At 73.6% G+C, this 20035-nt stretch carries 16 protein-coding genes; 4 read left to right on the top strand and 12 right to left on the bottom strand.

The window, feature by feature from the left end; translation table 11 throughout:
* Nucleotides 1-34: 34 nt before the first annotated feature.
* Together ACFWN3_RS17310 and pdxY are read left to right on the top strand one after the other, a co-directional pair.
* Nucleotides 35-1261, top strand: coding sequence for an IS256 family transposase (locus tag ACFWN3_RS17310; RefSeq protein ID WP_377641753.1), 1227 nt, complete (start codon nt 35-37; stop codon nt 1259-1261).
* 579 nt (nt 1262-1840) lie between these two features.
* Entirely contained in the window at nt 1841-2695 is an 855-nt protein-coding gene (pdxY, locus tag ACFWN3_RS17305; protein WP_377641751.1) for a pyridoxal kinase PdxY, read from the top strand.
* A 24-nt stretch (nt 2696-2719) separates the two neighbouring features.
* Here pdxY and proB read toward each other — a convergent pair whose 3' ends face one another.
* The 8 genes from proB to ACFWN3_RS17265 all read right to left on the bottom strand — a co-directional run bounded on the left by proB (nt 2720) and on the right by ACFWN3_RS17265 (nt 12191).
* The gene (gene proB, locus ACFWN3_RS17300; RefSeq protein WP_377641750.1) at nt 2720-3853 is read right to left on the bottom strand and encodes a glutamate 5-kinase; all 1134 of its coding nucleotides are present in this window, start codon (nt 3851-3853) and stop codon (nt 2720-2722) included.
* Nucleotides 3853-5382, bottom strand: coding sequence for a GTPase ObgE (gene obgE / locus ACFWN3_RS17295; RefSeq protein ID WP_377641749.1), 1530 nt, complete (start codon nt 5380-5382; stop codon nt 3853-3855). The genes proB and obgE overlap by 1 nt, the downstream gene beginning before the upstream one ends.
* A gap of 145 nt (nt 5383-5527) precedes the next feature.
* The gene (rpmA, locus tag ACFWN3_RS17290; RefSeq protein WP_377641748.1) at nt 5528-5794 is read right to left on the bottom strand and encodes a 50S ribosomal protein L27; all 267 of its coding nucleotides are present in this window, start codon (nt 5792-5794) and stop codon (nt 5528-5530) included.
* 27 nt (nt 5795-5821) lie between these two features.
* On the bottom strand, nt 5822-6127 hold the full coding sequence (gene rplU / locus ACFWN3_RS17285) for a 50S ribosomal protein L21 (protein ID WP_377645642.1): 306 nt from the start codon (nt 6125-6127) through the stop codon (nt 5822-5824).
* 133 nt (nt 6128-6260) lie between these two features.
* Nucleotides 6261-9236, bottom strand: a complete 2976-nt coding sequence (locus ACFWN3_RS17280) for an Rne/Rng family ribonuclease (protein WP_377641747.1) — start codon at nt 9234-9236, stop codon at nt 6261-6263.
* A 167-nt stretch (nt 9237-9403) separates the two neighbouring features.
* On the bottom strand, nt 9404-10159 hold the full coding sequence (locus ACFWN3_RS17275) for a TIGR03936 family radical SAM-associated protein (protein ID WP_377641745.1): 756 nt from the start codon (nt 10157-10159) through the stop codon (nt 9404-9406).
* A 59-nt stretch (nt 10160-10218) separates the two neighbouring features.
* Entirely contained in the window at nt 10219-10992 is a 774-nt protein-coding gene (locus tag ACFWN3_RS17270; RefSeq protein WP_377641743.1) for a hypothetical protein, read from the bottom strand.
* Nucleotides 10989-12191, bottom strand: a complete 1203-nt coding sequence (locus ACFWN3_RS17265; protein ID WP_377641741.1) for a hypothetical protein — start codon at nt 12189-12191, stop codon at nt 10989-10991. Before ACFWN3_RS17265 ends, ACFWN3_RS17270 begins: the two co-directional genes overlap by 4 nt.
* A 223-nt stretch (nt 12192-12414) precedes the next feature.
* On the opposite strand from ACFWN3_RS17265, the gene ACFWN3_RS17260 reads away from it, so the two are divergent.
* Nucleotides 12415-13782, top strand: coding sequence for a transaminase (locus tag ACFWN3_RS17260; RefSeq protein WP_377641739.1), 1368 nt, complete (start codon nt 12415-12417; stop codon nt 13780-13782).
* 33 nt (nt 13783-13815) lie between these two features.
* On the opposite strand, the gene ACFWN3_RS17255 is transcribed toward ACFWN3_RS17260, so the two are convergent.
* The 4 genes from ACFWN3_RS17255 to ACFWN3_RS17240 form a co-directional block, all read right to left on the bottom strand.
* A complete protein-coding gene (locus ACFWN3_RS17255) occupies nt 13816-14778 on the bottom strand; it encodes a permease prefix domain 1-containing protein (RefSeq protein WP_377641737.1) in 963 nt (320 codons plus the stop codon).
* A gap of 154 nt (nt 14779-14932) precedes the next feature.
* Nucleotides 14933-15262, bottom strand: a complete 330-nt coding sequence (locus tag ACFWN3_RS17250) for a PadR family transcriptional regulator (protein WP_377641735.1) — start codon at nt 15260-15262, stop codon at nt 14933-14935.
* Between the two features lie 211 nt (nt 15263-15473).
* Nucleotides 15474-16421, bottom strand: coding sequence for an acyl-CoA thioesterase (locus ACFWN3_RS17245; protein ID WP_377641733.1), 948 nt, complete (start codon nt 16419-16421; stop codon nt 15474-15476).
* Between the two features lie 18 nt (nt 16422-16439).
* On the bottom strand, nt 16440-18410 hold the full coding sequence (locus ACFWN3_RS17240; RefSeq protein WP_377641731.1) for a TIGR03960 family B12-binding radical SAM protein: 1971 nt from the start codon (nt 18408-18410) through the stop codon (nt 16440-16442).
* Nucleotides 18411-18654: 244 nt separating this feature from the next.
* Between ACFWN3_RS17240 and ACFWN3_RS17235 the strand changes: the two genes are divergently transcribed.
* Nucleotides 18655-20034, top strand: a complete 1380-nt coding sequence (locus tag ACFWN3_RS17235; protein WP_377641729.1) for a dihydrolipoyl dehydrogenase family protein — start codon at nt 18655-18657, stop codon at nt 20032-20034.
* The last annotated feature ends 1 nt before the right edge of the window (nt 20035 follow it).

Genomic DNA, 20035 nt, shown 5'->3' with positions numbered 1-20035 from the left:
TACGGCCAAGCACTCACCGAAGGAGATCTCACCGATGGCCTTGTCCCAGTCTGCCCTGACCGAGTTGCTCGAGGTATTCCGCGCCGGGGAGGGCGTGGACCTGATCCGTGAAGCCGTGCGGGTCGCGTTGCAGGACCTGGTCGAGCTCGAAGCCACCGAGGTGATCGGCGCGGGCCGCTACGAGCGGTCCGAGGCCCGCACGACCGAGCGCAACGGGTCGCGCCCTCGGGTGCTGACCACCAAGGCCGGCGATGTTCAGCTGGCGATCCCCAAGCTGCGCAAGGGCCCGTTCTTCCCCGAGGTCCTCGCCCCGCGCCGACGGATCGACCAGGCGTTGCACGCGGTGGTGATGGAGGCCTACGTGCACGGGGTGTCCACCCGCAGCGTGGATGACCTGGTCGCCGCGCTCGGCGGTACCGGCATGTCCAAGTCCGAGGTGTCGCGGATCTGTGCCGGATTGGACGAGACGGTGGGCGCGTTCCGGGCCCGCACCCTGGGTCACGCCGCCTTCCCGTACGTGTTCCTGGACGCGACCTACCTGCACGTGCGCGAGGTCGCCCGCGGGCAGGTGGTCTCCAAGGCCGTCGTGGTCGCCACCGGTGTCACCGAGCACGGCACCCGCGAGATCCTCGGCCTGGACGTCGGCGACAGCGAGGACGAGACGTTCTGGCGCAAGTTCCTCACCGACCTCAAGGACCGTGGCTTGGCCGGGGTGCGCCTGGTGATCTCCGACCAGCACGCCGGCCTGGTCAAGGCCCTGACCCGATGCTTCGCCGGGGCCGCGCACCAACGCTGCCGGGTCCACTTCGCCCGCAACCTGCTCGCCCTGGTCCCCAAGTCCCACAAGGACATGGTCGCCGCACTGTTCCGCACGATCTTCGCCCAGCCCGACGACAAGGCGGTGCACGCCACCTGGGACGAAGTGCGCGACCAGCTCGCCAAGGCGTTCCCGAAGATCGGGCCCTTCATGGACGACGCCAAGGCCGAGGTCCTGGCGTTCACCGCGTTCCCCAAGGCGCACTGGTCCAAGATCTGGTCCAACAACCCCATCGAGCGGGTCAACAAGGAGATCAAACGCCGAGCCCGCGTCGTGGGCATCTTCCCCAACGAGGGCGCCGTCATCCGCCTCGTCGGTGCCGTCCTGGCCGACGCCCACGACGAATGGCAAGTCAGCGACCGGCGCTACCTGTCCGAAGCCTCGATGGCGCTGCTGAACACCCCGCGCGATACTGACACCACCGCAATCACCAGCGGCAAGTAGGCACCAAGGTCACCCTTGAAAGCCCACCAACTCACGGGACGCAATCTCCTCGGCAGGAACGCGTCGCCGCGCCCCACCGCGCGACGACCCCCTCCACGGGGCGCAGAGCGTCGCCTCACCCGGTGATCCATCCGGACGTCCCCGGCAGGAACGCGTCGCCGCGCCCCACCGCGCGACGACCCCCTCCACGGGGCGCAGAGCGTCGCCTCACCCGGTGATCCATCCGGACGTCCCCGGCAGGAACGCGTCGCCGCGCCTCACCGCGCGATGACCCCCTCCACGGGGCAGAGCGACCCCTCACCCGGTGATCCATCCGGACGTCCTCGGCAGGAACGCGTCGCCGTGCCCCACCGCGCGACGACCCCCTCCACGGGGCGCAGAGCGGCGCCTCACCCGGTGACCCATCCGGACGTCCTCGGCAGGAACGCGTCGCCGCGCCCCACCGCGCGACGACCCCCTCCACGGGGCGCCGAGCGGCGCCTCACCCGGTGATCCATCCGGACGTCCTCGGCAGGAGCGCGTCGCCGCGCCCCACCGCGCGACGACCCCCCTCCACGGGCGCAGTGCGAGGATGGGCGGGTGACGACGATCCTGTCCATCCAGTCCTCGGTCGCCTACGGCCACGTCGGCAACTCGGCCGCCGTCTTCCCGCTCCAGCGCCTCGGGGTCGAGGTGTGGCCGGTCCACACGGTCCACTTCTCCAACCACACCGGGTACGGCCAGTGGCGAGGGCCCCTCATGCCGCCCGAGGACGTGCGCGAGGTCGTCACCGGCATCGAGGAGCGCGAGGCGCTGGCGGAGGTCGACGCCGTGCTCTCCGGCTACCAGGGCGGTGAGCAGATCGGCGAGGTCATCCTCGACGCGGTCGCGCGCACGAAGGCCGCCAACCCGGCCGCCATCTACGCCTGCGACCCCGTCATGGGCAACGCGACGTCGGGCTGCTTCGTCCACCCGGCGATCCCCGTCCTCCTGCGCGAGAAGGTCGTCCCGCAGGCCGACCTCATCACCCCCAACCAGTTCGAGCTCGGCTTCCTCACCGAGACCGAGCCGGGCGACCTCGACTCCACCCTCGAGTCCGTCGAGCAGGCCCGCGCCATGGGCCCGTCCACGGTCCTCGTGACGAGCGTGCTGCGGCCCGACCGGCCCGAGGGCACCATCGAGATGCTCGCCGTCCACGGCGACGGCGCCTGGATCGTCCGCACGCCGCACCTGCCGCTCAAGGCCAACGGCTCCGGCGACGTCACCGCCGCGCTCTTCACCGCCCACCTGCTGCAGACGCAGGACGCCGGCGTCGCGCTGGGCCGCACCGTGTCGAGCGTGTTCGACCTCCTCGAGCGCACCCACGGGTCGGGCCGACGCGAGCTCCAGCTCGTCCAGAGCCAGGAGGAGATCGCCAACCCGCGGATGCAGTTCGAGGTCGAGCGGCTGCACTGACCCACCCGAGGCAGGGTCGAGGGGTCAGAGGACGACGAGGTCGTCGCGGTGGATGACCTCGCGCTCGTAGGCCTTGCCGAGCTCGCGGGCGAGGTCGGGCGTCGAGCGCCCGAGCAGCCGCGGCAGCTCGCCGGAGGCGTACGACACCAGCCCGCGGGCGATGACCGTCCCGTCGGGGGCGCAGACGTCGACCGGGTCGCCGGCGGCGAAGGTCCCCCGCACCGCCGTGATCCCGGCGGCGAGCAGCGACTTCCGGCGCTCGGTCACCGCCGCGACCGCACCGTCGTCGAGGACGAGCCGCCCGCGAGCCGTCGTCGCGTGGGCCAGCCAGCGCTTGCGGGACGCCCGGGTGGCGGCCGCCGGCGCGAACACCGTGCCGACGTCCGCGCCGTCGAGGGCGGCCCGCACGTCCGGCAGGCGGGTGAGCAGGGTCGGGATGCCGGCCGCACCCGCGATACCGGCGGCCTCGACCTTGGTGACCATCCCACCGGACCCGACCGAGGAGCCGGTCCCGCCGATCGTCACGGCCTCGAGGTCCTCGGTCGTCGCGACGAGCGGCACCCGCCGGGACCCTCCCCGTGACGGCGGCCCGTCGTAGAGCGCGTCCACGTCGGTGAGCAGGACCAGCCCCTGCGCCGCGACGAGGTCGGCGACGAGCGCGGCGAGCCGGTCGTTGTCGCCGAAGCGGATCTCGTGGGTGGCCACCGTGTCGTTCTCGTTGACGATCGGCACGATGCCGAGCTCGAGCAGCCGCTCGAGGGTGCGACGCGCGTTCGTGTAGTGCGAGCGCCGGGTCGTGTCGTCGGCGGTGAGCAGCACCTGTCCCACGGTCAGCCCGTGCGCCCCGAAGGCCGCCTGGTACGCCGCGACGAGCGCGCCCTGGCCCACCGAGGCCGCGGCCTGCTGGGTCGCGAGGTCGGTGGGTCGCGAGGCCAGCCCCAGCGGACCGATCCCGGCGGCGATGGCACCCGACGACACGAGGACGACCTGCCGGCCCTGCGCCCGCCGCTCGGCGAGGACGTCGACGAGCGCCCGCAGCGCGACCTCGTCGAGGTGACCGCCGTCGGCGCTCGTCAGCGAGGACGACCCGACCTTGACGACGAGCCGCTGGGCGTCGCCCACCGCCTCGCGCAGGCGGGCGGCGTCCCCACCGGACATCAGGCGTCCTCGGGGTCGTCCGCCTGCGCCCAGTGGCCGGCCCGGCGCTCGGCAGCCAGCTCGTCGCGGGCGGCGGTCGCGGCGTCCTTGCGGCCGTGGAACTCGTCGCGCTTCTCGGCACGCGTCTTGCGGTGCTCGTTCTCGAACCGCACGTCGGTGCCGCGCGGCCCGGTGAGCAGCTCGGCGCCGGCGGTCATCGTCGGCTCCCAGTCGAAGACGACCGCGTCGTCCTCGGGACCGATGAGGACGGTCGACCCCGAGACGGCGCCGGCCTTGAGCAGGGCCTCCTCGACGCCGAGGCGCGCGAGCCGGTCGGCGAGGTAGCCGACGGCCTCGTCGTTGGAGAAGTCGGTCTGGTGGACCCAACGGGTGGGGCGCTCCCCGAGGACGCGGAAGACCTCGCCGTCGGGCGTGTTCTCGCGGCGCACGACGAAGCCGCTGTCGTCGACGGCGCGCGGCCGGATGACGACGCGCGGGCGCTCGACGACCGAGGCCTCGAGCTCGGCGCGGGCCGCGGCGACGTGGCGGGCCAGGCCGAAGCCCAGCTCCTTGAGCCCCGTGTGGGCGACGGCCGAGACGATGAAGACCTCGAGCCCCTTCTCCTCGAGCATCGGCTTGACCATCTCGGCGAGGTCGAGCGCCTCGGGGACGTCGGCCTTGTTGAGGACGATGATGCGGGTGCGCTCCGAGAGCGGACGCCCGCCGAGGGAGTCGTCGGTGACGTAGGCGGCGAGCTCGGCCTCGATGACGTCGAGGTCGGTCATCGGGTCGCGGTTCGGCTCGAGCGTGGCGCAGTCGACGACGTGGACGAGCACCGAGCAGCGCTCGACGTGGCGGAGGAACTCCAGGCCGAGACCCTTGCCCTCGCTGGCGCCGGGGATGAGCCCGGGCACGTCGGCGATGGTGTACCGCTGCGAGCCGGCGGTGACGACCCCGAGGTTGGGCACGAGGGTGGTGAAGGGGTAGTCGGCGATCTTGGGCCGGGCGGCCGACAGGACGGACACGAGCGAGGACTTGCCGGCGCTCGGGAAGCCGATGAGCGCGACGTCGGCGAGCGACTTCAGCTCGAGGACGACCTCGAGGTGGTCGCCCGGCTCGCCGAGGAGGGCGAACCCGGGCGCCTTGCGGCGGGCGCTCGCCAGGGCCTTGTTGCCCAGGCCCCCACGGCCGCCGCGGGCCGCCACGAAGGTGGCGTCGAAGCCGACGAGGTCGGCGAGGACGTTGCCGTCACGGTCCTTGACGACGGTGCCGGCGGGCACCGGCAGGACGAGGTCGTCGCCGTCGGCGCCGTTGCGCTCGTCACCGGCGCCCGGCCTGCCGTTCGTCGCCTTGCGGTGCGGGGTGTGGTGGTAGTCCAGCAGCGTCGTGGACTGCGGGTCGACGGCGATGACGACCGAGCCGCCCTTGCCCCCGTTGCCGCCGTCGGGGCCGCCGAGCGGCTTGAACTTCTCGCGCTTGACCGAGGCCACGCCGTGGCCGCCGTTCCCGGCGGCGACGTGCAGGACGACGCGGTCGACGAAGGTCGTCATGCCTGCGCTCCTCGATCTGTGAGGGCCCTGACGGGCCGGGTGCGGGTGGTGCCGCGGGTGGGACGGCGTGAGGGGCGGGCCCGTCTCAGGCCCGCCCCTCACGACTGTGGTGCGTGTGGTGCCGGGTGCTCGACCCGGCGACGCGTCACTCGGCGGCGGTCTCCGCCGGGAGGATGTTGACGGTCTTCTTGCCGCGCTTGGCGCCGAACTTCACGTCTCCCGCGACGAGCGCGAAGAGGGTGTCGTCGCCGCCACGGCCGACGCCGTCGCCGGGGTGGAAGTGCGTGCCGCGCTGGCGGACGAGGATCTCGCCGGCCTTGACGGTCTGACCGCCGAAGCGCTTGACGCCGAGGTACTGGGCGTTGCTGTCGCGACCGTTGCGGGTCGAGGACGCACCCTTCTTGTGTGCCATCTCAGAAGTCCTTCGTGAGTTCCGGGATCAGGCGTCGATCGCCGTGATCTTGACCTGCGTGAGCGGCTGGCGGTGGCCCTGGCGCTTCCGGTAGCCGGTCTTGTTCTTGTACTTGAGGATGGTGATCTTCGGGCCCTTCGCGGCCTTGACCACCTCGGCCGTCACGGTGACCTTGGCGAGCTTGCTCGCGTCAGAGGTCACGGTGCCCCCGTCGACGACGAGCAGCGGCTGGAGCTGCACCTTGTCGCCGGCCTGGCCGACCTTGTCGATGAGCAGGACGTCGCCGACGGAGACCTTCTCCTGGCGACCACCTGCGCGCACAATCGCGTACACAGTCGTACTCACTCTCACTCTTCGCACGCCTCCTGGGACAACCGGCAGACAGCGACCCCGTGGACGACACGGGACGTCTGCTCGGTGGGCGCACCGACGGACCAGACTACCGGTGCTCCGGCAGCCCTCAAAATCACTCGCTCCCGGGCTGTGCCCCACCCTCGCCCGCACCGCTGCGCGGGGGCCCGGCGGGGGCGACGACGCGACCCCGGCGACGGCGGCCCCGCGGGGCCGGGGCGACCGGCTCCTCCTCGACGACGGCGACCGGCTCGGGGGCGACCTCGGGCTGCGTGCTGGGCGCCTCGGCGGACCGGACGTCCTCGACCGGCTCGGCGACGTCGGCGACGTCGGGCGCCTCGACGATCTCGGCCGCCGGGGCGTCCGTGGTCACCGGGGCGTCCTCGACGGGCTCGACCGCGACGTCGCCACCGGTCTCGCCAGCGAGGTCCTCGTCGTGGTGCCCGCCGTCGGACTTGCGCAGGGCCGCCGCGTGGGCCGCGGCCGCGATCTGGGCGGCGGACGGACCCGAGTGGACCTTGTGCTCCTCGGCGCGCTCGGCGGCGGCCGAGCCGCCCGCGGACGACGACCCGGACCCGGAGGACCCGGACGAGCCGGAGCCCGACCCGCTGCGGCCGCCACGGCCCCGGCCGGAACGCGCCGACGAGCCCTGGTCCTGGCCGGCGCCACCCCGGTCGATCGGCTCGCTGTGGACGACGATGCCGCGGCCGGCACAGTGCTCGCACGTCTCGGAGAAGACCTCGATGAGCCCGGACCCGACCCGCTTGCGGGTCATCTGGACCAGGCCGAGCGAGGTGACCTCGGCGACCTGGTGCTTGGTCCGGTCGCGGCCCAGGCACTCGAGGAGCCGGCGCACGACGAGGTCGCGGTTGGCCTCGAGGACCATGTCGATGAAGTCGATGACGATGATGCCGCCGATGTCGCGCAGCCGGAGCTGGCGGACGATCTCCTCGGCGGCCTCGAGGTTGTTCTTCGTCACGGTCTCCTCGAGGTTGCCCCCGGAGCCGACGAACTTGCCGGTGTTGACGTCGACGACGGTCATCGCCTCGGTGCGGTCGATGACGAGCGAGCCCCCGGAGGGCAGCCAGACCTTGCGGTCCATCGCCTTGGCGATCGACTCGTCGATGCGGTGCGCGGCGAAGACGTCGTCCTCGGAGGTCCAGCGGGTGACCCGCGACGCGAGGTCGGGGGCGACGTCCTCGATGTACTCGCTGACGTCGTTCCACGCCTTGTCCCCGGAGACGACGAGCGAGGTGAAGTCCTCGGTGAAGACGTCCCGGATGACGCGCACGGTGAGGTCGGGCTCGCCGTGGAGCAGGGCGGGGGCGCCGCCGCTGCCGGCCTTCTTGGCCTTGGCCGACTCGGCCTTCTTCGCGATCTTCTCCCACGCCTTGGTCAGGCGGTCGACGTCGGCGCGCAGCTCCTCCTCGGAGGCGCCCTCCGCGGCGGTGCGCACGATGACGCCCGCGTGGTCGGGCACGACCTCCTTGAGGATCGCCTTGAGGCGGGCCCGCTCGGTGTCGGGGAGCTTGCGCGAGATGCCCGTCATCTGGCCCTCGGGCACGTAGACGAGGTAGCGGCCCGGCAGCGAGATCTGCGAGGTGAGGCGCGCGCCCTTGTGGCCGATCGGGTCCTTGGTCACCTGGACGAGCACGGTGTCGCCGGAGGACAGTGCGTTCTCGATGCGACGGCTGTTGCCGCCCTCGAGCCCGGCGGCGTCCCAGTTGACCTCACCGGCGTAGAGCACGGCGTTGCGGCCCTTGCCGATGTCGACGAACGCGGCCTCCATCGAGGGCAGGACGTTCTGGACGCGGCCGAGGTAGACGTTGCCGGCCATCGAGGCCGTCGTCTCGCGCGAGACGTAGTGCTCGACGAGGACGCCGTCCTCGAGGACGCCGATCTGGGTGCGGTCGCCGCGGCCACGCACGACCATGACGCGCTCGACGCTCTCGCGGCGGGCGAGGAACTCGGCCTCGGTGATGATCGTGCGGCGGCGCCCGGCCTCGCGGCCCTCGCGGCGGCGCTGCTTCTTGGCCTCGAGACGGGTGGAGCCCTTGACGGCGGTCGGCTCGTCGCGCGGCGAGCGGGGCTCGCGCACGCGGGTGACGGTGCCGGGCGGGTCGTCGCCCTCGCCGTCACCGGACCCGCCGCGGCGGCGGCGGCGGCGGCGACGGCTCGAGCCGCTGTCGGACGCGTCGTCCTGGTCGGACGGGCCGGTGCGCGGGGCGTCGTCGGAGGACGAGTCGTCGCCCTCGTCGTCGGAGTCCCTGGTCCCGCGGGCGTCGCGGGGGTCGCGGCCGTCGTCGTCGCCGCCTGAACGGCCACGGCGGCCGCGGCCGCCACGGCTGCGGCGGCGGCGCGAGCCCGCGTCGGCGTCGGACTCCGGCTGGGTGTCGTCGGAGGACGAGTCGTCGCCCGCCTCGTCGGCGGCCTCGGCGCTCTCCTCGGTCACGGCCTGGGCGCGCGACCGGCGCGACCGGCGGGGCGTCCCGACCGCCGGGGCCGCGTCGCTGTCGTCGGCCGCTGGGGTGGCCGATGCGGCCTCGGCCTCCGCCTCGAGCTCCTCGGCGGGGCGCTCGACGGGCGCCTGGACGGGCGAGGTGGCCCGGCGGCGCGGGCGGGTGACCGGCTGGGGCGGCTGGAAGACCAGGCCGAAGGTCGGGACGGCCGGGGCCGCGCCGTCCTCCTCCTCGTCGTCCGCGGTGGCCTCGGTCGGGTCGGCCTCGGTGGCGCCGAGGTCGGCCGGGGCCGGCTCGTCGGCGGTCGGTGCGAGCGCGGCGTCCTGCGAGTCGGCGGGGGCGGCGCCCTTGGCGGCCTTCTTCGTCGTCGTCTTCTTGGCGGCGCGCTTGCGCGTCGCCTTCTTCACCGGGGCCTCGGGGGCCTCGGGGGCCTCGGAGCCGTCAGCGGCACCGGCCTCGTCGGCGTCGGTGCCGGCCGGGGCGCCCTCGGTGCCGGGGTCGACGGGCTCGGGCGCGGAGGCCTTCTTCGTCGCCCGTCGCCGCTTGGGCTTCTCGGGGGCGGAGGCCGCGGCACCCTCGGCGACGTCGGTCGCGGGGGTGGTCTGGTCGGTGGTGTCGTTCTCGGACGCCATGTCCGGCTCTCTTTCGTCACCCACGCCGTGGCGACCACACCGGCCCCGGTCCGACAAGCGATCCGGTCCCTCGCCGACCGCGTGGTGTGCGATCGGATCGTGTGGGGACGCACCCCGCACGGAAGTCGACTTCTGCCCCGGAGCGGCTCGCGCGGGCGGCGCGGCACCTATCCGTGGCCGGCGGCGTCCTTGTCGGCGGCCAATGGGTCGGCCACCCCAGCAGTTGCGTCGAGCAGAGGGCCTTGCGCCAGCCGGGTCACCAGGGGTGGGACCGGTGGCGAGAACCCGGTCACTGCGCGCAGTGCGGTCAGGATGTCGTCGGGGCGTACGGACGGTGTGGTGTGCCGTACGACCATGCGAAGTATCGCACACCCCTCCTCGTCGACCCCGGTCACCTCCATCGCGAGCACCGGGCCGCGCGTGTCGAAGGTCCGCGGGCCGGTCTTGAAGGTGCGGGTCGCCTCGGCGACCTCCGTCGCGAGGAAGGCGGTGACGGCGTCGCGGACGACGCCGGGCTCGGCCCCGCGGACGACGAGCCGCCACTCGCTGGCCTCGAGCCGGTCGGCGAGCGCCCCCGGCCCTGCCGGGACGACCTCGAGGACGTCGAGGCCCTCGGGCAGCGCCTCGTCGAGGGCGGCGCGCACGGCCTCGGGCTCGACCCGCTCGGTGACCCGGATCTCGAAGTACTCGGCCTCGCTCGCCGTCCCGGTGGGGGCGGCGTTCGCGTACGAGATGAGCGGGTGGGGGTGGAAGCCCGCCGAGAAGGCCATCGGGACGTCGGCGCGGCGCAGGGCACGCTCGAGGGCGCGCGAGAAGTCCCGGGTCGAGGAGAACCGGAGGCGGCCGCGCTTGGCGTAGCGGATCCGCAGCTTCTGGACCGCGGGAGCGGGAGGGGGTCCCTCGGGGGTGCGCTGGCGGGCCATGGCTCAGCAGCCTAGGAGCGGGCGGCTCCCCCGCCGAATCGGCGACGCCGCCGGACGGCTCAGCCCGCCCCCACGGTCGGCCACGGGGTGGTCTCGTACGACTCGGCGATCGGGACCGGCGTCGGCTGCACGGAGGGCGGCACGTTCGGGTCGACGGCCCGGAAGGCGTCGCGCACCTCCGTGCGCATCGTCGCCCACGCCGCCGACACCGCCGCCTCGGCCGTCTCGAACGGCTCGCGGCCCAGGTTGCCCAGGCCCGTGTGCGTGTGGTGGGCGAAGGTGCAGTCGTCGTAGTCGTTCGTCGGCACGGACCCGTCGGGCTCCCCGAAGTAGCCCGGGAGCTCGACCGCCTCGAGGGCGTCGCGCACGCTGGTCAGCTGGCGCAGGCCCGCCTCGACCGCCCCGGTGCAGCCGTTCGCCATCCAGGTGAGCCCGCTGTGGGCCCGGACCAGCGCGATCCGCTGGCCGGGGATCGCCTCGCGGTAGCGGTCGGACGCCCCCTGGGTCCACGACTCGGTCGCTCGCAGCCTCGCGTCGGCGACGGCGTCGGTGGCGTCGTCGACCCGGGTCCCGGCGCGGGACCAGAAGGCCTCGCGGTCCTCGAGGTCGGCCATCCACGAGGAGTCGTCGACGCGGCCGGTGACCGTCGTGCACAGGTCTCGGACGTCGTTGCGCACGACGACCCAGCCGTCACGGCAGTCCTCGAAGCCGGGGTGGTCCCGGTGCAGCGCGGCGTAGGAGTCCCAGTTGGCGATGACGGCATCCGCCCACGAGCGCAGCGTCGACACGCTCGCCCGGACGTCGGAGACGACGGTGTCGTGGCTGTCGGTCATCGGGTCCACTCCATCGCTGCGGGCCGCGCGGGCGGCGGGGTGCTGTCGTCGGTCCAGAAGGCGTGGGTGTCGTCGACCGTGCCGTCACCACCGGCGCCCGCGCCGGTGTCCGCGCCGGTGTCGCCGTCGTCGACCGCCGAGGGGTCGGCGTCGTCGATGTCGTCGACGACCTCGACGTCCTCCGAGCCGTCCACGCCCCCGTCGCCGTCGCCACCCTCGGTGTCGTCGACCTCGGAGTCGTCGACCTCCTCGCCCGGGTCGACCACCTCGGTGACGTCCCCGGTGTCGTCGGTGTCGTCGGTGTCGTCGGTGTCGTCGGTGTCACCGGCGCCGTCGTCCTCGTCGTCACCCGGGTCGACGTCGTCGGTCGGGAGCCCGTCCTCACCCTGGAGCAGGTCGGGCACGCCGTCGCGGTCGGTGTCCTGCGCGAGGTCGACGACGCCGTCGCCGTCGGCGTCCTCCCAGAGGTCGGGCACCCCGTCCCGGTCGGTGTCGGGGACGGTGCTCGGCAGTCTCGCGTCCTTCCAGACGTCGGGCACCCCGTCACCGTCGTCGTCCTGGAGGACGTCGGCCGTCCCGTCGCCGTCGGTGTCCTGCAGGACGTCGGCGACACCGTCACGGTCGCGGTCGCGCAGGACGTCGGGCCGCCCGTCACGGTCGCGGTCCTCCCACGCGCGCGGGACGCCGTCGCCGTCACGGTCGGCCCAGACGTCGAGGACTCCGTCGCCGTCCTCGTCCTCGTGGACGTCGAGGATGCCGTCGCGGTCCCGGTCGACGAGGTACCACGGGGTTCGGGCGGGCGGGTCGTCGAGCTCGCCACCCGGTTCTCCCCCGTCCGGCGTCTGCCCGGGGGCCGGCCCGCCGCCGCCGGGCCCTCCGGTGGGAGGCGTTTCACCGCCGCCACCCGAGGGGGTGCCGGCCTTGCCCACGGTCGTCCCGGCGGTGTCGTCGTTGCCCTGGGTCTCGGCCGAGTTCGCGCTGACGATCTCCGCCATCCGGGTCAGCGCCGTGACCCCGGCCGTGAGGTGGGCCGCCACCGGTCGGGCCGAGGAGCGGTAGGACGCGCCGACCATGTCGTTGTAGACGCCGAACGGGGGGTGCTCGTCGATCTCGCCCTGGGCGAGCGCCCGGGCCCGCTCGAGGTGGCCGGCCGCGGCCGCCCACTGCGCGCTGTCGTGCTCCATGTCGGCGGGCACCATGCCCACGCCGTCCGGTCCGCCCCCCACGTGCTTCCCCCTGGTCGTCCCTCACCTGTTTCCCGTGACGCTAGGCGGGGTCGTCGCCACGGGCAATGGGGAGGCCTCCCCGGGCGCGGCCTGACCTGCGATGTCGCGGACACCGGAGGGGGTACGGCGGCGCGCCACCGGATCCGTGCCCCGGAACGTCTGCCGGACACTGCATCCGTGTGGCTAGGGTGCGACCATGCCCGATCTCGACAGGTCACGCCTCGCTGAGCTCCTCGCCGCGGAGCAGGAGGAGTACACCGCGCGCCACCCGCGCAGCCGCGAGCTGTTCGAGCAGGGCTCCAACCTGTTCGGCCGGGTCCCGATGACGTGGATGAACAAGTGGAGCGGCGGCTTCCCGCTCTACCTCGACCACGCCCGGGGGAACCGGATCAGCGACGTCGACGGGCACACCTACGTCGACTTCGCCCTCGGCGACACCGGCGCGATGGCCGGGCACTCGCCGCGGGCCACGGTCGAGGCCGTCGGGCGCCGGATGGGCGACCTCGGCGGCATCACGACGATGCTGCCGACCGCCGACGCGCAGTGGGTCGGCGAGGAGCTGACCCGCCGGTTCGGGCTGCCGCTGTGGAGCTTCACGCTCTCGGCCACCGACGCCAACCGGTGGGCCGTGCGCCTGGCCCGGCTGGCCACCGGGCGCCCGAAGGTCCTCGTCTTCGCGTACTGCTACCACGGCTCGGTCGACGAGGCCTTCGCCCTGCCCGGCGTCGACGGCAAGGCGCAGTCGCGGCCGGGCAACGTCGCTCCCCCGGTCCCCCTCGACCTCACGACGCGCGCCGCCACGTGGAACGACCTCGAGTCGGTCGAGCGCGAGCTCGCCCACGGCGACGTCGCGGCCATCCTCACCGAGCCCGCGCTGACGAACATCGGCATCGTGCTGCCCGAGCCCGGCTTCCTCCAGGGCCTGCGCGACCTCGCGACCGAGCACGGCGCCCTCCTCATGATCGACGAGACGCACACGTTCTCCGCGGGCTGGGGCGGTGCGACCCGCGAGTGGGAGCTCGAGCCCGACATCTTCGTCATCGGCAAGTCGATCGGCGGCGGCATCCCCTGCGGCGCCTACGGCATCACCGACGAGGTCGCGGCCGCGGTGACCCGGCACACCGACGACGGTGACGCCGACATCATCGACGTCGGCGGGGTGGGCGGCACGCTCGCCGGCAACGCGCTGTCGACGGCGGCGATGCGCGCGACCCTCGACCAGGTGCTGACCGAGGACGCGTTCGAGCGGATGGGGGACCTCGCCATCGCGTTCGCCGACGGCGTCCAGGCCACCCTCGACGAGCTCGACGTCCCGTGGTCGATCAGCCGCCTCGGCGCCCGGGCGGAGTACCGGTTCACCCGCCCGGCCCCGCGCACCGGCGAGGAGTCGGCCGCCGCGCACGACGACGACGTCGACGCCTACATGCACCTCGCGATGTGCAACCGCGGCGTGCTCATGACGCCCTTCCACAACATGGCGCTCATGTGCCCGGACACGACCCGGGCCGACGTCGACCGGCACACCGCCCTGTTCCGCGAGGTGGTCGGCGCCCTCTTCGGCTGACCGACCACCCGCGGAGCGGGCAGGCCTCGCGGCTCAGCGGCCGGCGCGGACCCGGCGGAACGTCTCGACCTGGTCCCACACGGTGATCCCGATGATCCCGACGGTCAGGCCCAGGGTGAGGTCGCGCTCGGCGTCGACCCATCCTCCGGCGGTGATGACGTCGAGGAAGGCGGCGTTGAAGAGCTGCCCGGTCTGGAGCAGCCAGACCATGACGGCCGTCGCCACGACGTCGAGGGCCACCCCGACGAGGGCGAGCGGCAGGGTCCAGCGCCCGGCCCGGAAGGTCAGGACCGCGACGACGGCGTGCCCGACGACGACGACGAGGAACACCGGGATCCACAAAGACCACAGGGCCGGGTCGAGGACGGGGACGGCCTCTCCGGCGGCCCGTACCGGCGAGTTGACGTGCTGCCAGACGATGGCGAGGGCGATGAGCACGAGGAAGACGAGCGACGCCACGGTCTCGCCGAGGCCGACGGAGCGCGCCTGGTCGTCCTCGGGGAGCTGGTGGGGGTCCCAGCCGCCGAGGTCCGTGGCGGGCTGGGTCCGCTCGAGGACGGCGAAGACGAGCGTGGTCCAGAACACGACGTGGATGGCGACCTGGACGGCCAGGCCGGCCGCGCTGCCGAACGCCGGGCCCACCCCGTCGGCCGCGACGTCGTCGACGAAGAGGCGGATGACGAGGTTGAGCACCGTCACGATCGGCACGACGGTCCACAGCAGGAGCACGACGAGGCGGCGCCACTGCGGGAAGACCGTCGGGCCGATGAGGTGGAGCGGGCTCCCGGAGTAGCCGGCAGCCAGGCGCATCGGGTCGCCGAGCTCGATGAGGACGGCGCGCTCGGCCTCCTCACGGGTGGGGGCGGCACCGGTGTCCAGGCGGGCGTCGACCATGTCCTCGATCGTGGCCCGCAGCTCGCGCTCGACGTCGGCGCGCTGGCCCTCGTCGAGGCCGCGGACCGTGGCGGTGACGTAGCGGTCGGTGAGCGAGGTCATGGGGTGGGTCCTTCCGGGGCGGGCGGGGCGCGGGGCCGAGGGGGTCGAGGTCGTGGGGGCCATGTCGGGTGTCCTTTGCCGGTCGTGGCGGTGGCGGTGGCGGTGGCGATGTGGGGGTGTCGGGGTGTCGGGGCGGGGTGGCCGGTGCTCGCGCTCAGGCGAGGTCGGAGATGGCGGCGTCCAGGGCCCGCCAGTCGGTGCGCAGGGCGGTGAGGACCGCCTCGCCCTCGGGGCTGGTCCGGTAGAACTTGCGCGGCCGGCTCTCGTCGGTGTTCCACTCGGCGACGAGCAGGCCCTGTTTCTCGAGGCGTCGCAGGAGCGGGTAGAGGGTGTTGGCGTCGACCCCGAACCCGGCTCGGTCGAGCGTCTCGAGCAGGGCGTAGCCGTAGCCCGGGGTCCGGAGCGTCGCGAGGGAGGCGACGACGACGGTGCCCCGTCGCAGCTCCTGCAGGTGTCCGCTGAGGACGTCCTCTTCAGTGGTCATACCGACACTATAGTGTGTCTCACACAGCATCGTCAATGGCACAGCGATGTGTCCGTCCCGAATGGCACCGAACCTCCGGTGTGTCGCCCGATATCGGGGGCCAGACCGGAGGTTCGGTGACATTCGGGGGTTCGGGGCGCTGCGGCGGGGTGGCCGCAGCGCCTGGAGGTCGGTGGAGAGGCGGCCAGACCAGCGGTCGTGCGCGAGCCGATCAGTCGCCGAAGCGCTCGCGGATGCGGACGAGCTCGACGGCGTGGGCGTCGAGGACGCGGTCCTCCTCCGACACCGGCACCCACGTGGGACAGGGCACGGCCCGCCGATCCTCGTCGATGCCCACGAGGATGGTGCGGCAGTACGTCGTCAGCTCCATCGCGTCGGGGCCGTCGGCCGGGTCGCCGGAGCGGACGTGGACGCCCACGTGCATCGAGGTCCGCCCGGTGTGCAGCAGCCGCGCCTCGACCTCGACGAGGTGCCCGATGCGCAGCGGGCGGTAGAAGCGCACTCCCCCGGTGAAGATCGCGACGTTGTGGACGTCGCCGGTCCACCGGGTCGCGAGGACGTGCGCCGCCTCGTCGATCCAGCGCATGACGACGCCCCCGTGGACCTTCCCGCCCCAGTTGACGTCGGTCGGGGCGGCGAGGAAGCGCAGCGCCACCCGCGGCGCCGTCCCCGCGGCGGTGTACTCGACCCCCGCCATCGCGGTCTCGACCTCCGCCCGCAGGTCGGCCCGGCGGACCGCCCACCCCTGCTGGAGCTCCTCCCCCAGGGTCGCCGGGACGAGCGTCGGCACCGGGGTCGTGCGGCCTGCGTCGTCGACGGCGACGAACACCATGAGGCAGCGGGTGGCCGGCGCGAGCTCGCGGGTCCGCGGCGGGCCGGACGCGACGTCGACCGTCACGTGCATCGAGGTGCGTCCGGTGTGCACGACGCGGGCGGTCACCTCGACGAGGTCACCGACCTCGACCGGGCGGGTGAACCGGACGTTGCCGACGTACGCGGTGACGCAGTAGGTCCCGCTCCAGCCCGCGGCCGCGGCGTACCCGGCCTTGTCGATCCACTCGAGGACGCGCCCCGCCGAGACCGACCCCGACTGCCCCGCGTCCGTGGGCGCGGCGAGGAACCGCAGGGTGATCTCGACCGGGGGCCTCGACGCGCTCACCCGGCCAGTGTGCCCGGGTCAGGCGTGGCTGTGCTCGCGCATCGCCTCACGGCCGGAGCCGAGGACGGTGAGCGGCAGCAGCTTGACGCCGGTGGGCCCGATCTCGATCTCGGTGTTCATCTGGGGGCAGACGCCGCAGTCGAAGCACGGGGTCCAGCGGCAGTCCTCGACCTCGGTCTCGTCGAGCGAGTCGAGCCAGTCCTGCCAGAGCCACTCCTTGTCGAGGCCGGAGTCGATGTGGTCCCACGGCAGGACCTCCGACTCCCCGCGCTCGCGGGTCGTGTACCAGGCGACGTCGACCCCGGCCGCCGGAAGCTCGGCCGACGCGGCCTCCATCCAGCGGTCGTAGGAGAAGTGCTCGGACCAGCCGTCGAACCGGCCGCCGGCACGCCAGACGGCCTCGATGACGCGGCCCACCCGGCGGTCACCGCGCGAGAGCAGTCCCTCGACGATGCCCGGCTTGCCGTCGTGGTACCGGAACCCGATGGACGACCCGTACCGCCGGTCGGACCGGATGGCCTGGCGCAGCTTGTCGAGCCGCGCGTCGGTCTCCTCGGCGCCGAGCTGCGCCGCCCACTGGAAGGGCGTGTGCGGCTTGGGCACGAACCCCCCGATGGAGACGGTGCACCGGATGTCGCGGCGCCCGCTGACCTGGCGGCCGGTCTCGATGACCTTCTTCGCGAGCTCGGCGATCTGGAGGACGTCCTCGTCGGTCTCGGTCGGCAGGCCGCACATGAAGTACAGCTTCACCTGCCGCCAGCCGGCGCCGTAGGCGGCCGAGACGGTGCGGATGAGGTCGTCCTCGCTCACCATCTTGTTGATGACCTTGCGGATCCGCTCGGAGCCGCCCTCCGGGGCGAAGGTCAGTCCGGACCGCCGCCCGTTGCGGGTCAGCTCGTTGGCGAGGTCGATGTTGAACGCGTCGACGCGCGTGGAGGGCAGCGAGAGACCGGTGTTGGTGCCCTCGTACCGGTCGGCGAGCCCCTTCGCGACGTCGGCGATCTCGGAGTGGTCGGCCGAGCTCAGCGAGAGCAGGCCCACTTCCTCGAAGCCCGTCGCGGCCAGGCCGCGCTCGACCATCTCGCCGATGCCGGTGATGGAGCGCTCGCGCACCGGGCGGGTGATCATCCCCGCCTGGCAGAAGCGGCAGCCGCGGGTGCAGCCGCGGAAGATCTCGACCGACATCCGCTCGTGGACCGACTCGGCCAGCGGCACGAGCGGCTGCTTCGGGTACGGCCACGCGTCGAGGTCCATGACGGTGTGCTTCGACACGCGCCACGGGACACCCGGCTGGTTCGGGGCGACGCGCTGGATGCGCCCGTCGGGCAGGTAGGTGACGTCGTAGAACGCCGGCACGTAGACGCCGCCCGTGCGGGCGAGGCGCATGAGGAGCTCGTGGCGCCCTCCGGGCCGCCCGGTGCGCTTCCAGTCGCCCACGATGTCGGTGATGGCGAGGACGGCCTCCTCGCCGTCGCCGACCACGGCCGCGTCGACGAAGTCGGCGATCGGCTCGGGGTTGAACGCGGCGTGCCCACCGGCGACGACGATCGGGTGCGACTCGTCGCGGTCGCGGGCGTGCAGCGGGATGCCGGCGAGGTCGAGCGCGGTGAGCATGTTGGTGTAGCCGAGCTCGGTGGAGAACGACAGGCCGAACAGGTCGAAGTCGCCGACGGGTCGGTGCGCGTCGACGGTGAACTGCGGGACGCCGTGCTCGCGCATCAGCGCCTCGAGGTCGGGCCAGACCGCGTAGGTGCGCTCGGCGAGGGCGTCGGCCCGCTCGTTGAGCACTTCGTAGAGGATCATGACGCCCTGGTTCGGCACGCCGACCTCGTAGGCGTCCGGGTACATCAGGGACCAGCGCACGGTGGCGTCACCGGCGACGTCCCAGTCCTTGACGGTGGAGTTCAGCTCGCCGCCGACGTACTGGATCGGCTTGCTCACCTGCTCGAGGAGCGGCTCGAGGGAGCGGAAGACGGACTGACCGGGCATCCCCCAAGGGTAGGTCGCCGCGACGAGCCACCCAAACCGCCCCGGCTGTGCGGCCTCGTGTGCCCGGGTGGCTGCCCCCGCGACCACCTGGGCACACGCGCCGCACCCTCCCCGCGGCGTGTGCCGGGGTGGCTGCCCCGACGACCACCTGAGCACACGCGACGAGACGGGGGCGGGCGGGTGACTCCGGGGAGGACCGGCCCTCGCCCTCGCTCGCGGGCCCACGAGGTGCTGGGATGGGGACATGACCCCGGACACCCCCGTCGACCTCGTCGTGCTCGGTCTCGGCCCGGGCGGCGAGCACCTCGCCACCGAGGCCGCGAAGGCCGGGCTCACGGTCGTCGGCGTCGACGAGCGCCTCGTCGGCGGCGAGTGCCCCTACTACGGCTGCATCCCCTCGAAGATGGCCATCCGCGCGGCGGGCACCCTCGCCGAGGCGCGGCGCGTCGCGTCGCTGGCGGGCGGCGCCGAGGTCGCCCCCGACTGGTCGGTCGTCGCCCGCCGGATCCGCGACGAGGCCACCGACGACTGGGACGACCGGGTCGCCGTCGAGCGCCTCGAGAAGGCGGGCGTCACCTTCGTCCGCGGCCACGGACGGCTCGACGGCCCCGGCACCGTCGTCGTCGGAGAGCAGCGGTTCGTCGCGAGCCGCGGCGTCGTGCTCAACACGGGCACCGCACCGGCGGCGCCTCCGGTCGACGGCCTCGCCGACACCCCCTTCTGGACCAACCGCGACGTGCTCGCCGCCCCGGACCTGCCGGCCTCGATGGTCGTCATCGGCGGCGGGGCTATCGGGGCCGAGCTGGCCCAGGCGTTCGCGCGCTTCGGCACCGAGGTCTCCCTCGTCGAGGTCGCCCCGCGGATCCTCGCGCTCGAGGAGCCCGAGTCCTCCGAGGTCGTCGCCGCGGCGATGGCGGCCGAGGGCGTCCGGGTGCTCGCCGGCGCGACGATCCGCCGGGTCGACCACGCCGAGGGTCGCTTCACGGTCGCGCTCACGGACGCCGGCGGGAGCGACCTCGACCTCTCCGCCGACCGCCTCCTCGTCGCGGCCGGGCGTCGACCCAACCTCGGGGACATCGGGCTCGAGACCGTCGGGCTCGACCCGAGCGCCCGCAGCGTCGGGACCGACCCGCGGATGCGCGCCGGCGACCGGCTGTGGGCGATCGGCGACATCGCGGGCAAGGGCGCCTTCACGCACCTGTCGATGTACCAGGCGGGCATCGCGCTCCACGACGTCCTCGGCCACGACGGCCCCGAGGCCGAGTACCACGCGGTCCCCCGCGTCACCTTCACCGACCCGGAGGTCGGCTCGGTCGGCCTGACCGAGCAGCAGGCCCGCGACGCCGGGATCGACGTCGCCACCGGCACCGCCGCCCTCTCGGGCTCGACCCGCGGCTGGATCCACGGGCCGGGAGGCGAGGGAGTCATCAAGCTCGTCGCCGACCGTTCGGCCGGCCACCTCGTCGGGGCCACGGCGGTGGGCCCGAGCGGCGGCGAGGTGCTCTCGATGCTCGCCACGGCCGTCCACGCGCGGGTCCCCGTCGCCACCCTGCGCGCGATGGTCTTCGCCTACCCGACCTTCCACCGGGCCGTCGAGACGGCACTGGCCGACCTCGAGGAGTGAG

Origin of the sequence: Oryzobacter terrae (assembly GCF_042756445.1) — a bacterium.
GTDB classification, from domain to species: Bacteria; Actinomycetota; Actinomycetes; order Actinomycetales; family Dermatophilaceae; genus Oryzobacter; species Oryzobacter terrae.
Note: the sequence above shows the minus strand (reverse complement) of the source record. Positions and strands in the feature narration are given on the sequence as shown.